This is a genomic window from Hyalangium gracile (assembly GCF_020103725.1).
In the GTDB taxonomy this organism is placed as follows: domain Bacteria; phylum Myxococcota; class Myxococcia; order Myxococcales; family Myxococcaceae; genus Hyalangium; species Hyalangium gracile.
Map to the genome: position 1 here is coordinate 294,862 of NZ_JAHXBG010000013.1, position 13,375 is coordinate 308,236.

Here is a 13,375-nt window from a genome sequence, read left to right on the forward strand (position 1 = left end):
GCGGCGAATCCACACGCGTAAGGAGCACTCCGTGATCTCAGACGTCAAGGACACTCAGCAGACCCAGGCCACTGGAGGGTCGGATCCAGTGAGCAGCGCGGCGGACGAAGCCCGTCGCGCCGCGGAGGCCGCCGCCGAGGCCGCGCGCAAGGCCGCCGAGGCCGCTGCCCAGGCCGCGCAGGCCCGGGACGCCCAGAAGGCGCAGGAGCTGCAGGCCAAGGCCGCGAAGTTCGCCGAGGACGCCGCGAAGGCCGCGCGGAACGCCGTCGCCGCCGCGGAGCGCGCCGCCGCCGCCGTGCAGAAGGCGGTGGGGAAGGGCAAGCCCACCGCGCGGCAGACCGAGCTGCTGAAGAAGGCGAAGGCCTCCGCGGGCGCCGCCACGGGCTCCTCGCTCGCCGCCGCCGCGAGCACGGCCAAGGCCGCCACCGCCGTGAAGAAGCTGCAGCCGCGCAAGCCCACGGACACCTTCGTCATCGCGAGCGGGCCGCCCACGCCGTTCGGGCCCTCGCTCGATCTCAAGTCCAAGCAGCCCCAGCCGACGAAGAACCCCGAGCCGCCGAAGCCGCTCACGCCCCAGGACAAGCTCGAGGCCGCCCGTGAGCGGCGGCTCCAGGAGACGGAGCGCTCCAGCCCCGTGAACGCGCTGCCGGCAGTTCCCTCGGGGCCGGAGGCCGTGGGCGTGGATGCCACCGGCAAGGCTCCGATCCCCTCGCGCCTGGAGAAGCTGGAGCGCGTGAAGGACGTGAAGCAGAAGTACGATCCCAACATCCAGCTCACGCTCACGAGCCAGTACTCCTCGGACGTCTCGGAGAAGACGCAGGCGGGGAGCATGGCGCAGCTGGCCATCTTCCAGGTCTCCCACGAGATGGGCGCCAGTCTGAGCGTGGGCGGGAAGGCCGGCGCCGTGAGCGGCAAGGTGTCCCAGACGGAGAGCAAGGCGCTGCGCTACACCTTCTCGCTGCCCGCCGATCAGGCGAAGGCCTACCAGAGCGAGGGCCGGGTGCCCGACATCACCGATCCGCGCTCGCTGCCGGTGGGCTCCACCGCGCTCATCAACGAGGAGGAGCTCCGGGGCTCGGCCATCGAGCTCAACCTCGAGGTGATGAAGATCGAGGGGGAGAACGAGATGAGCTCGTCGCCCCTCAACTTCGGAAAGCCCTCCTTCTCGGGGGGGCCGCGCCTCGAGGCCGGCAGCTCGGATATTGCTGGCCGCTCCACCCTGGTGGAGCGCCTGCCCGACAACCAGGTCCGCCTCACCTCCGGCCCCACGGAGGGCGTGAAGCACCAGATGGCCGCGGGCCTCTACTTCGGCGATGGCTTGGGCCTGGTCGAGGCGGGCGGCAAGCTGGGCAACACCCGCTCCCTGACGGGCGGCGAGTACAAGTCCGTCACCGTGGACCTGAACCAGCCTTCGGGCAAGGCCGTCTACCAGCACTTCCTGGCCACCGGTCAGGTGCCTCCGGCCTCCGGCAACGTCGTGAAGGATCAGACCACCGTCTACGAGTCGCACTATGCCACCTCCGTGGAGGCCGAGGCGGGCATCAAGGCGCTCGGGCTCTCGTGGAAGGCCGGCGGTACGCTGGCGGAGTACGGCGTGGATCAGCGGCTGACGGTGAAGGGTGACGGCACCTCGACGAGCCTGGCGACGGTGAGGAACTCCAACCGGACGCTCCAGCTCGAGAAGGGCTTCGATGCCCAGGGCGAGCCCGTGGCCGGCTCGCTCAAGACGCACTACCTGGTGAGCCAGACGGAGGCGGAGACGGCGCGCGTGCTCCAGGACAGCTTCACCCCCAAGGGAGAGCTGGTGGAGCCGGCGGCCGGCACCCAGGACGCGCAGCTGTCCCTGACCGAGCAGGATGCCATGGCCCTGCGGCAGATCGCCCGCGACTACTGCGACAACGCCACGGGCCGCCCGGAGGTCTGGAAGGAGGGAGGCGACCGCGAAGTCCCGCCCATGGTGATTGCCCTGGCGAACTCCGAGACGCCGGAGGACGTCAACTACGCCCTGGTCGACACAGGCGCCAACAACAACAACCTCTACGACTTGTACAAGCTGCGCGAGTTCAACAACGCGCCACTACCCGGCACGGTGGAGGTCCGCGCCAACCCCTGACGGTGGCTACCTGCACGCTCGGTCCGGGTAGAATGAGGAGCGAGCGTGGCCACCTCCCTCGAGCAGCCCGGGCTTTCCGAGCCCTCCTTCCCGAGAGGAACCTCGCTCGGCCGCTACGTCCTGCTCGAGCGGCTGGGCGCTGGCGGCATGGGCGTGGTGTACGCCGCGTATGATCCGGAGCTGGACAGGAAGGTGGCGGTGAAGCTGCTGCGCGCGCGTCCGGAGGATCCGCGCGCGGCCGCAGAGGGCCAGTCCCGGCTCCAGCGCGAGGCCCAGGCCATGGCGCGCCTGAGCCACCCCCACGTGGTGCCCGTCTTCGACGTGGGGGTGGTGGCTGACCGCCTCTTCGTGGCCATGGAGCTCGTCGAGGGGTGTGACGCGCGAGAGTGGCGGGAGCAGGCACCGCGCACCTGGCAGCAGGTGCTCTCCGTGTACCTCCAGGCGGCGCGAGGGCTGCTGGCCGCGCATGGCGCCGGGCTGGTGCACCGGGACTTCAAGCCCGAGAACGTGCTGGTGGGCGCCGACGGGCGCGTGCGGGTGATGGACTTTGGCCTGGCCCGCCCGGTCGCCGAGGCGGTGCAGGCGCAGGGGCTGCCGCTGCACTCCCGGGTGACGGTGGATGGGCGCCTGCTCGGCACCCCGGCGTATATGTCGCCCGAGCAGTGGCGAGGCGAGGCGGCGGACGCGCGCTCGGATCAGTACGCCTTCTGCGTGGCGCTGTGGGAGGCGCTGACGGGGGAGCTGCCGTTTGCGCCCGGCAAGGCGGAGCCGACGGCGCGGCCTGGCTGGCCCTCCAACGGCCCGCGAGTGCCCGGGAGCGTGCGCCGCGCGCTCCTGCGAGGGCTGTCCTTCGCACCCGCCGAGCGCTTCGACTCGATGCAGGACTGGGTGGCCCTGCTCGAGCAGGCCTCGAGCCGGTACCGCAGGAGGCTGGGCGTCTTCCTGGCGGTGGGCGTCGTGGGCGCCGTGGGCGTGCTGGTGTCCGCGCAGGTGCTGCGTGAGGCGCAGGCGTGCACGGGCGCTCCCGCTCGCGTCCAGCGCGTCTGGGGAGCGCCTCAGGCGGAGCAGCTCGAGCGGGCCTTCCTGGCGACCCAGGAGCCCTTCGCGGCCAAGGTGTCGAGCACCGTCCGGGAGGCGCTGGACGCCTACTCCCGCGACTGGAGCCACATGTCCACCGAGGCCTGCCTGGCCACGCGCGAGCGGCACGAGCAGCCCGAGCCCGTGCTCGCGCTGCGCATGGCCTGCCTGGAGCGCCGGCTCGGCGAGCTGGGCGCGCTGGTGGAGGTGCTCTCGCGCGCGGACCGCGAGGTGGTGGCTCGCGCGCCCACCGCCGTGCGTTCCCTCACCCGCCTGGAGGGGTGCGCGGACAACGCCGCGCTGCTCCAGCAGGTGCCAGCGCCCGCGGACGCGCCCACCCGCGCCAGGGTGGACGCGGTGCTCCAGCGGCTCGGCCAGGCCAAGGCGCTGCTGGACGCCGGCCGCTATGTCGACGGCGCCGCGCTCGCCCGAAGCCTGGAGCTCGAGGCCCGGGAGGTGGGCCATGCCCCCACGCACGCCGAGGCCCTGGCCATGCTGGGGCACCTCGCGATGGCCGCGGGCGAGCCGGATGCCGAGGCCCGGCTGCTGGAGGCCCGCTATGCCGCGGAGGCTTCACGGCTGGACAAGGTGTCGGCGGAGGTCGCCATCGCGCTCTCCCAGTGGACGTGGAACAAGGGGGAGCACAGCCGCGCCGAGGAGTGGTTCCGCCATGGAGAGGCCACGCTGCGCCGGCTCGGGGGGGATCCGCGCATCGAAGCGCGGCTGCTCACCCGGCGCGCCAGCATGCTCGCCCAGACCAACCGCTACTCGGAGGCCGTCGAGCTGACATGGCGCGCCTTCCGGCTGCTCGAGCAGCTCCATGGGCCCGAGGATCCGGTCCTGGCCGATCCGCTGGTGCTCATCGCCACCTTCATCCGCAACCGGCAGCAGGAGGCGCTGGTGCTGGCCCGGCGCGCCCTGGAGCTGCGGCTCGGGGCCCTGGGGCCGGATCATCCCGACGTGGCGGTGGTGTGGGCCACCATCGGCCAGCTCCAGCGGGATCTGCTGCAACACGAGGCCGAGCTCGAGGCTCAGGAGAAGGCGCTGGCCATCATCGAGCGAAGCCAGGATCCCCGCCACCCGCTCACCGCGCGCGCGCACTGGAACATGTCCACCGCTCTGTACAACCTGGGCGAGCTGGAGCGCTCCCTGCTGCACCTGCGGCGCGCCCTGGAGATCTTCGAGCACGTCTACGGCCCGATGCACCACATGTCGGCCGTGGTGCTGCTCGGGGTGGCGGACATCCAGCGGCAGCTGGGGCGCGGGGCGGAGGCGCTGGCCACGGGCCGCACGGCGCTGGCGCGGCTCGAGTCGATCCAGGGCAAGGATCACCCCTCGCTCATCATGGAGCTGTGCGGTGTGGGGGAGATGTTCGAGGAGCAGGGGGATGAGCAGGCCGCCCTGGAGCATTACCAGCGCTCGCTGAAGGCCGCCGAGCCGTGGGGGCTCAACAGCAAGATGTCCCCTCCGTTGGTGGGGATCGCGCGCCTTCACCTGCGTCACGGACGGGTGAGCCAGGCGCGCGCCGCGGCCGAGCGGGCCCGGGAGTCGGCGGAGGCGCAGAACGGCCCCGTGCACACGGAGCTCGTCCCGTCCCTGGAGATGCTGGCGCGCGTGGCGTTGGCCCAGGGACGCCTCGAGGAGGCGGAGCAGCTGGTGCGGCGGACCGAGGAGAACGTGGGGTATCCCCCGGAGAGCGCCGAGCATGCCGGGCACAAGCTGGTGCTGGGGCAGGTGCGGCTGAAGCAGTCGCGCCGCGCGGAGGGGCTGGAGCTGCTGCGGGAGGCGCTGCGGCTGAGGATGCTGCGGCCCCAGCGCGTGCTGCACGTGGCGGAGGCGCGCTTCGCGCTGGCGCAGGCGCTCGGGCCCGCGGACGCCGAGGCTCGGGCCCTGGCCCGTCAGGCCCGGGACACGTACGTTGCCGCCGGGGCGAAGCTGCTGCGCTCGGACGTGGAGGGCTTCCTGGGAGCCGCGGACTCCGGCGTTGTCCGTCGGCCGGCTCCTCACTAGCATCTCCACCGAGTGACGGCGGGCTTCCGACGAGGGCGCTTCTTCCTGCACACCCGGCTGGGCGCTGGCGGCATGGGCGAGGTGTGGCTGGCGCGAGAGGTGGCTCCGGCGGGCCAGGGCGCCACGGTGGCGGTGAAGATGGTGCTGCCCCACCTGTCCGCCTCGCCCCGGTTCGTGGAATTGCTGCGGCGGGAGGCCGAGCAGTCCCTGCGCCTGAGGCATGCCGCCATCGTCCGCACCCATGGCCTGGAGGAGGCCGAGGGCAGCCTGCTGCTGGTGATGGAGCACGTGCCGGGCCCCAGCCTGCGCTGGGTGCTCGAGCGCTCGCGGGCCTGCGGCAGGCGGCTGCCTGTGGGGTTCGCGGCCCATGCCGTGGGGCTCGTCTGCGAGGCGCTCCACTACGCCCATACCCTCACCACGGAGCAGGGGGAGCCAGCGGGCCTGGCCCATGGGGACGTGTCCGCCGACAACGTGCTGGTGACGACCTCGGGAGCGCTCAAGGTGGTGGACTTCGGGCTGACGCGTCCCCTGGCCGCCTCCACGGAAGCGCCGCGCCTGGGGAAGCGGGCCTACGTGGCTCCAGAGGTGCTCGCGGGCAGGCCGCCTCATGCGCGAGCGGACATCTACGCGGCGGGAGTGCTGCTGTCCGAGCTGTCCACCGCCAGCGAGCCCGACGCGGAGGTGGAGGCACTGGCGCGCTGGGCCATGGCTCCCGAGGAGGAGGCACGGCCACCAACGGCCCAGGCGCTGCGGGAGGCCCTGGCACCCCTGGCCTCCCGAGCCGGCTTCGACGCGGCACGGGCCGGGGCGCTCGTTGCCGCGCTGCTCACCACGGAGCCGCCACGGAAGGAGGGCCCTGCGGGCGCGACGACGACGGGAACTCTCTCACCCAAGCCTCCTCCGCGCACGGTGGGGCCTTCACCTCGACGGGCCCGCTGGGGGCGGAGGACGCTCGGGGTGGTGCTGCTCGCGAGCGCCCTCCTGGGAGCACTGGGGTTCGCGCTCACCCGCTGACGGTGAGCCGGGCCCGCGTGGGAGCCTGGGGCGGGATCGACTGCTCGAAGTGGAACAGGTTGCTCGGGTCCCAGGTGCTCTTGATGGTCCGCAGCCTGGCGACGTTGTCGCCGTAGTACATGCCCAGGTAGTCGAAGTTGCCCGAGGAGCGGCTGCCCAGGTCCAGATCGGCGAAGTTGACGTAGGAGCCCTCGGTGTACTCGCGGAGCGTCGTGCGCAGAGCACGGGTCCACTGGACGGCGTTCTGGCCGGCGTCCATGTCGTTCGGGTCCTGCCAGGTGCCGCCGAGCTCGAGGATGAACCGGGCCTGACGGTGGGAGAAGGCGGTGGCGGAGGAGGGGACGTCAGCCATGGCGCCGCCGAAGCTCTGCATCCAGATGTCGCAGCTGACGCGCGGGGGCGCGGAGGTGATGGCCTTCTGGATGGAGGCGAGCGCCGCGTCGGGCAGGGGTTGGTAGACGAAGGCGCCGGTGGTCTTGAACGGGTGATCGCACTGATTGTCGAAGCTGTTGAAGTACACGGTGGACATGAACCAGGACAGCGACTCGATTCGGATGGGGTGAGGGGGCGGGCAGCTGGCGAGCCAGGGCAGCAGGAGCTCACGGAGCTCTTCGGGGTCGCCCAGGTAGACGCCCTCGGAGTGCAACGAGCCATCGGAGGAGAACGTGAGCTGGCTGGTCAGGCGGCGATCTCTCAGGGTGGGGGCATGGTGCTGCCAGTAGCTCATCACGGATGGGAATCGAGACGCGGGCCAGCTCAGAGCGTAGATGGCCAGCTTGGGAATGCGGACGAGCTGAAGCGTGAAGGCGGTGACGATGCCGAAGTTGCCGCCGCCACCGCCGCGGAGCGCCCAGAACAGGTCGGTGTTCGAGGTGGCGTTGGCCTCCACGACATCGCCGGAGGCGGTCACCATCTGGATGCTGAGGACCTGGTCGATGGCCAGACCGAAGGCCCGGGTGATCATGCCGATGCCGCCGCCCTGCAGCACGCCCGCGATACCGACGCCGCCCATGGTGCCCAGGGGAAAGGCGTACTTCTGGGTCTCTCCCAGCAGGTTCCACATGGCCTGCTGGCTCAGACCGGCTCCCACCCGGGCGGTGTCCGTCGCGGGGTCGATGGTGGCCGCCGTCAGACTGCTGATGTCGATGATCAGCCCCTCATCCATGAGGGAGAGCTCTTCATAGCTGTGGCGTCCGCTGCGGACCCGGAAGGGGATGCCACGAGCGCGGACGCACTTGACGGCGTTCTGCACATCCTCGACGTTCTGGCAGAAGACGAGGGCGGAGGGAGCGCGGGTGAAGCGGGTGTTGTAGTTGGTCCTGTCGCTGTTGTAGCTCGGGTTGCCAGGCAGCACGACCTTGCCGGTGAGGCATGACCAATCCCAGTCTTGAGGCATGTTCGGTGCTCCTTGCGGCGGGGGAGGGGGGAATCAAGGCGCCCGGGGAGGATGAGCCTCCTGGCATCAAGCGGTTGGGACGGTATCGAGTGATGATGAGAGAGGCTGTGAGCGGCTTCACAGGCATGCTGCGAACCCGCTCATAGGACACCGCCCGCGAGCTCCTGACGCGGGGGACATGCTCAGAGGGCGCCGTGCTAACAACTCCCGAGAAGGATTCGAGCTGTCCCCGCTGTGGGGGCCTCATCGGTGACACCCGGCTGGAGTGGGAGCCCCACGGAGGAGGAATCTCCTTTTCCTGCCTCTCGTGTGACTACGAGAGGCGGATTCCCGCGACCGGCCCGAGCTTCTGGGATGACTACCCCGCGCTCTGGCAGCTCCGCATTCGATGGAGTGGTGAGACTGTCAGCCTGAAGGAGGCAGCGCTCCTGAGGCAGTTCGTCCCCGGCTTTCGTCGGCAGTCCATTGCCGAGGTGCGCGAGTTCCTGGGAAGCGCCTCGGGGTGGACGGTCGACGAGCTGTCCGAGCCTTCGATGCGGCAGATTCGCCAGGACGCGGAGGATCGCGGCTTCCAGGTGGAGGTAGGGGCGAGAGGCTCGGACAGGCCCCAGGTGAGGCTGCCTCGGCCTGGCTCGGGGACGGCCGGCTACTGCGTCCGGCTCTCTCCCTCGTTTCACGAGCGGGGCTTCATCCTCGCGACGTTCGGCCCAGAGGGAGGGGCCGTGTCCATCGCCCGCGGGAACTCGAGCAGGGAGACCGTGGACGTTCCCAGTGCGCGAGGGCTGCGGTTCCTCGAGGAAGTCACCGCCCTGGAGCCGCTGAGCATCCCAGATGTATCGACGCTGGGCCTGGATGGAATCAGCCTGGAGTGCCTCGTCCAGGAAGCGCGAGGCAACCACCGGTTCTTCGCCTGGAGCCCCAGGCCGGACAAAGCCCCCAGGCAGCACGGCTTCGTGGGTGCGCTCTTCCGGCTGGCCATGGACGTGGCTCGGGAGTCCGGCACCGTGGAGTACCTGGAGCAGCTGCACATGTACGTCGAGGACGTCCTGCCCGCGAAGGTGTTCGAGGAGACGCCCCGGCGCATCCGGCTCTTCGGGATGCTGTCATCCACTCACGCGGAGGCGCTCCGCTCGCTCTTCGCTGGGGTGAGGCCGGGCGAACCCATTGTGATGGACCTGTCGAACCTGGAGGGGATGGGCACCTTGCTTCACCCGCTCTTCGCGCGGTTCCACGCGCGTACCGGGCGCACGGTGTGGCGGGTGAGTGCACCGGCTGCGCGGCACCTGGAGGAGGCGGGAGTTTCCAAGGACTGTCTGTACGAGGATCTGGAACAGGCGCGAGCGGCCTTGCTGAGGGGGTGAGGCTGTAACCCCTTTTCCTCCTTGAGAGGAACCCGGGTTCGCTCGGGATCGATGACGATGACGCGGTAGGCCCCGGAGCCGAGGGGGACAATCGCGGCGCAGCCCCGCTCATTCACGCCGGACGATGCTGCGCGCCCCATCCGCGCCGACCACGTAGCGCGCCCGGCAACGGAAGGGCTGTTCATCGGCCACGCCGGCGAGCTCCACCCCGTCCGCATCCTGTCGCAGCTCCCGGACCTCATGTCCGCGCCGCAGATCCACTCCCAGCTCGCGGGCCTTCTCCTCGAGCAGCAGCTCGGTCTCCCGCTGGGAGACACCATGTTCAAGCGCATCCTCGGGACGACACCTGCCCGGTGCATGGCCGGGCGCCGCGGCTCCTCGCCTGGCTCCGAGGCCGCGAAGCTTGCTGTCCCGTCACGGCGCGCTTTACTCTGAGTGAATGTCCCTGACTGCTCCCTTGATGCTCTTTCTCCGCGGTGTCCTGCCTCGCGAGGCCCGGCGGCTCCCTCTCTCCGCGCTCCTCGTGTCCTCGCTCCTGGGTGGAGGCTGCAGCCCCAGCTCGAGTGACGAGAAGCTATTGGCGCCGAGCACGCTGTCCCGTGAGCAGGCCCTCGACCAGTACTGTGACGGAGCCTCCGTGCCGCTGTCGCCCGTCGGAGTGGCCGTGAACGGTGAGTCGGGGTTGCTGACCACGTGCATGGGCGTGCCCGAGCACTGGCTCTACAACATCGACGATGTCGACGACACGATGCAGGACTTCCTCCAGGTCGCCCGAGCCCAGCTCGAAGCGACGGAGAGTAGCTTCTCGCACGCGGCGCTCTACTACAGCAACGAATACGGCTTCGCCGCGGGGCTCGCCCAGCTCCACCACAACGTGGGAGTCCGGGTCGGCGCGCCCGTGCCCGACGGCATGAAGCCCGTGGTGCGGTTCTATTACGGCAGCCACGACGCGGATCCGACCTTCATCTACAACGAGCTCACGGCTCCCCTGGCGAGTATCGCGGGCAGCGACCCGGCCAACTGGAACGTCAAGGTGGCTGTCACTCGGAGTGACGGCCAGCTGCTGGGCTGGAATCACTCCAAGGTGAGCATTCGTGATGGGGTCGAAGTGCTCGCGAGCAGTGTCGAGACCATCCAGCAGGAGATGGCCATCCATCTCGCGGGCCGCACGGCGGGTCATGCCCAGCACTGGTTCGACATCATCTGGACGCAGTGGGGCTCGCAGTGCAGGCCCAGCGGCTCCCCTCTGTGCGAGGTCATCCCCGTGCCTCCCGTGCTGGCGGTGTCCGCGTCGCACCCCTACCGGGTCGCGAACGTGATCGCGCTTCGGCGAGGCCGTCTCGATTCCGGGCTCAACACCGAGGCCGACGACGCTCTGCTGGCCGGCATGGATGCGGCGAGCAAGTCGAGCTTCTTCCTCAACCCCGGGCTGGTGGGGCTCAGCGTCTACAACCAGACCTTCTCGCCGTACCTGGTCGAGAAGATCGCGGACCGCATCCAGGCCGGGGTGGACGTCAAGTTCGTCTGGGGCGATGCCGTGCAACATCCGCTGGACACCACCAACTGGCAGAACATCGAGAACACCCTCGATGCGCGGTTCCAGGCGCTCAACATGACCGGCATTCAGAAGGGCATCGGCCACTGCATGTTCCGCGTCGCGCCGTATACGGACAGCCGCGCGGGTGCGCGTCCCCAGTCCCATGCCAAGTTCTACATGCTCGATCGCAGCTTCTATGTCGGCTCGCAGAACCTGTACCCCTCGGGCTTCAAGGGCACCGTCGCATCGCCGGAGCTCAAGGAGTTTGGCTTCTTCGTCGACACGCAGCCCGGCATCAATGACGATCTCGCGGATGAAGTCATCGACCGGGTGGTCCAGCCGATCTGGGACCGATCGAGGAATGCCGTGGTGCAGAGCAACTACGCGGACTGCGACTCGCTGGCTCATCCCGCGCGCATCTCGGGTCTGGCATGGACTCCCTTCGGCCCCGCGGCCTGCGCCAATGACTTCGATCTGACGCTCGACTTCCACGACGTGGAGCACGATCAGATCGCCACCGTCTCCGGACATACGACGTGCTCGAGCTTTGGGCTCACGGTCTCCGTGGACATCACCGGCACCATCGCGACCGGAGGCATCTTCCAGGGGACCATCTCGGGACAGCTGCCGGGGTGGACTCGCGATACCGCTCCTCTGACGGGCACCCTGACGGGAGGTAGCCTGAGCCTGTCGTTCAGCGGGCTGGAGCCCATGCAGGGAGTGGCGTACAGCGGCTCGGTGTCGACACGTACGACACCGTAGCCGCGCCATGGCTCTACCCTGCGTTCAGGGCCTGGCCTCATTCAGGCGGAGCTCCACCTCCTTCGCCATGGCCTCGTGGCCTGCATCGTTCGGGTGCAGGCGATCGCCGCTGTCATAGGCCGGCAGGAGCGACAGGGGGTCGGCCGGGTCCCTCAGGGCCGCATCGAAGTCGATCACCCCATCGAGCGACGTGTTGCCGCGGATCCAGGTGTTGAAGGCCTGCCGCTTGGGCTCCATCTCCTCCGAATAGTAGGGCGCCCCCATGGGGTTGGCGCCCTTGAAGGGGAGCAGCGTAGCGGCGAGCACCTTGATGCCCTGGGCGTGAGCCTGGTCGATCATCGACTGGAAGCCCTGGGTCATCTGCTCCACGCTCACGGCCTGGCTGGGGATGAAGCTCGCCATGCCGATGTCGTTGATGCCCAGGAGGATGACGACATGGGTGACGCCGCTCGTCTCCAGCACGTCACGCTCGAAGCGGTCGATGCCCTTGGGGCCGATGCCATCATTGAGAATCCGCCCACCGCCGATGCCCTTGTTCACCACGCCCACCGTGCCCGCCTTCGCTTGCGCCTCCAGGCGGCGGGCCAGGAAGTCCGTCCAGCGGCGCTCGGCCCCTGGTGTGGTCCCGGCCCCGTCCGTGATGGAGTCGCCGAACGCCACCACCACGCGGGGCCCCGCGGTGTTCAGGACATCGAGGCCCGTGGTGAAGAAGTACGAGGGGCGCGTCTCGGGATTGGAGAGGGTGTCGGCGCTCAACGCATTGCCGGAGACCACGTAGGTGTCCCGCATGGCCATGCTGTGCTGGGTGGACACGGGAGTGTCCGAGGCAAAGAACAGGCTCACCGCCAGCTCACTCCCGGCCTCCACGGTGAGCGGCGCGGCGTCAGTCCAGAGCTCCTCGCCCGGGGGGATCGTCACGGAGGGCTGCCCGTTGAACCGGAGCCCGGTCGCGGAGCCAGCCGCAATGCTGGAGCCACTCTGCACCCGAGCGATGCTCGCGCCGTCAATCTGGAGTGGCTGCTTGCCGAACACGTTGCTGAAGCGCACGCGCACCTCCTTGCCGCCGAGCGAGGTGCGCAGCACCTGCCGGATCGTCTGATTGTTGAAGGAGAGCGGCGGGGTCGGCCCCAGGAACGGCTCGTTGTAGTCCTGCGGTGCGGTGCCCCAGGCCCCATGCCAGTTGGAGGGGGTGGGGCGGGCTCCGCAGCCGAGGCATACGGTGAGCAGGCCCGCCAGCAGCGCCACGAGGGCTCCGTGGCGCGTGGGAGTCCCCAGGGGGAGAGGCGGGCGATTCGAGAGAGACGGCATGGACGCGGGACCTCCAGGAAATGGGAGGCCTGCTTACTCTCTCGCTCCGACACCGGCGGGGCCTCGTCCATCGGAGAGGGCGAGTGCCTCCAGGTCCGTGGGCGCGAGCGCCGCCAGCGGGGGCGGGGCATCGGCGATGAGCGGAGCGAGCGCGCCATTCTCGATGAGGGTGACGCCGTGCGCGGGGCCCACCTCGACGATGGCCTTGCGCCGTGAGAGCGGCATCACGGACGCCGTGGGGTTGTGGTGCGTGGGGGTGCAGTAGAGGACCTTGGCGCCGCTGTCCCGGCAGGCCCGATCGAGCTGCCGTGCCGGAGCGAGGGAGCCAGGGCACGTCCTGGGCGGGCAGGTCGCTGGCACGCCTCGTGCTTTGCCGGCAGTGGACCTGAAGTCCTTCACAGCCGCACGTACACCTCGAGAAGGAGCGCCACCTCGTGAAGAGAGCTCGCCAGTCAGTACGGCCATGTCAGTGACGGCCGGCGTGTCAGCTGACATGTCAGGACCAGGATCTGGAGCGCAGTGCGGGCGCAACCGCCCGGAGATCCAACGCTTCGGCAGCAAAACAAGAGAGCGCGAGCCCGAGAAGCTGACGGGCTCGGCCGGGATTCGACTCGCAGTTTGGGAAGACAACGCAATGTCCGACATCGTGACGTCCAGGCTCGCAGGGTTCCACAAGCTGTCGATGGAGGAGCGCCGCGCGAAGCTCGTGCGGATGTTCCACCTCGAGGAAGACGAGGTGGAGGCGCTGCGTGGCGTGGGCGCGCTGCAGCCGGTGCTGGCCAACCAGATGATCGAGA

The 13,375-nt window shown here is 69.7% G+C and carries 8 protein-coding genes and 1 pseudogene; 5 read left to right on the plus strand and 4 right to left on the minus strand.

From position 1 onward, the window contains the following. Positions 1–31: 31 nt before the first annotated feature. From KY572_RS26615 to KY572_RS26625, 3 genes are read left to right on the plus strand one after another with little or no spacing between them, the layout of a single operon-like run. The gene (locus KY572_RS26615; RefSeq protein ID WP_224245771.1) at positions 32–2,113 is read left to right on the plus strand and encodes a hypothetical protein; all 2,082 of its coding nucleotides are present in this window, start codon (positions 32–34) and stop codon (positions 2,111–2,113) included. Positions 2,114–2,158: 45 nt separating this feature from the next. Beyond that, positions 2,159–5,200 carry a serine/threonine-protein kinase gene (locus KY572_RS26620; RefSeq protein ID WP_224245772.1) on the plus strand — a complete coding sequence of 1,014 codons (3,042 nt, stop codon included), beginning with the start codon at positions 2,159–2,161 and terminating at the stop codon, positions 5,198–5,200. 12 nt (positions 5,201–5,212) lie between these two features. Next, on the plus strand, positions 5,213–6,214 hold the full coding sequence (locus KY572_RS26625) for a serine/threonine-protein kinase (protein ID WP_224245773.1): 1,002 nt from the start codon (positions 5,213–5,215) through the stop codon (positions 6,212–6,214). Here KY572_RS26625 and KY572_RS26630 read toward each other — a convergent pair. Then, a complete protein-coding gene (locus KY572_RS26630; protein WP_224245774.1) occupies positions 6,204–7,610 on the minus strand; it encodes an FAD-binding oxidoreductase in 1,407 nt (468 codons plus the stop codon). The two genes, KY572_RS26625 and KY572_RS26630, sit on opposite strands and share 11 nt — an antisense overlap. A gap of 194 nt (positions 7,611–7,804) precedes the next feature. Here KY572_RS26630 and KY572_RS26635 point away from each other — a divergent pair, with 194 nt between their 5' ends. Further along, positions 7,805–8,971 (plus strand): hypothetical protein, encoded by a 1,167-nt coding sequence (locus KY572_RS26635; protein ID WP_224245775.1) that lies wholly within the window; start codon positions 7,805–7,807, stop codon positions 8,969–8,971. Positions 8,972–9,079: 108 nt separating this feature from the next. Here the strand turns inward: KY572_RS26635 and KY572_RS26640 are convergent. Beyond that, positions 9,080–9,280 (minus strand): annotated as a pseudogene (locus KY572_RS26640) (FAD-dependent monooxygenase); the annotation flags it as partial. 130 nt (positions 9,281–9,410) lie between these two features. Here KY572_RS26640 and KY572_RS26645 point away from each other — a divergent pair. Next, positions 9,411–11,270, plus strand: a complete 1,860-nt coding sequence (locus KY572_RS26645) for a phospholipase D-like domain-containing protein (RefSeq protein ID WP_224245776.1) — start codon at positions 9,411–9,413, stop codon at positions 11,268–11,270. 24 nt (positions 11,271–11,294) lie between these two features. Here KY572_RS26645 and KY572_RS26650 read toward each other — a convergent pair whose 3' ends face one another. Both KY572_RS26650 and KY572_RS26655 read right to left on the minus strand, forming a co-directional pair. Next, on the minus strand, positions 11,295–12,578 hold the full coding sequence (locus KY572_RS26650; RefSeq protein ID WP_224245777.1) for an SGNH/GDSL hydrolase family protein: 1,284 nt from the start codon (positions 12,576–12,578) through the stop codon (positions 11,295–11,297). Between the two features lie 33 nt (positions 12,579–12,611). Then, on the minus strand, positions 12,612–12,938 hold the full coding sequence (locus KY572_RS26655; protein WP_224245778.1) for a hypothetical protein: 327 nt from the start codon (positions 12,936–12,938) through the stop codon (positions 12,612–12,614). Positions 12,939–13,375 lie beyond the last annotated feature (437 nt).

What these genes read in the sequence shown, in the direction of transcription:
- KY572_RS26650 (WP_224245777.1), bottom strand. Translation starts at nt 12,578, where the DNA reads ATGCCGTCTCTCTCGAATCGCCCGCCTCTCCCCCTGGGGACTCCCACG.
- KY572_RS26645 (WP_224245776.1), top strand. Translation starts at nt 9,411, where the DNA reads ATGTCCCTGACTGCTCCCTTGATGCTCTTTCTCCGCGGTGTCCTGCCT.
- KY572_RS26630 (WP_224245774.1), bottom strand. Translation starts at nt 7,610, where the DNA reads ATGCCTCAAGACTGGGATTGGTCATGCCTCACCGGCAAGGTCGTGCTG.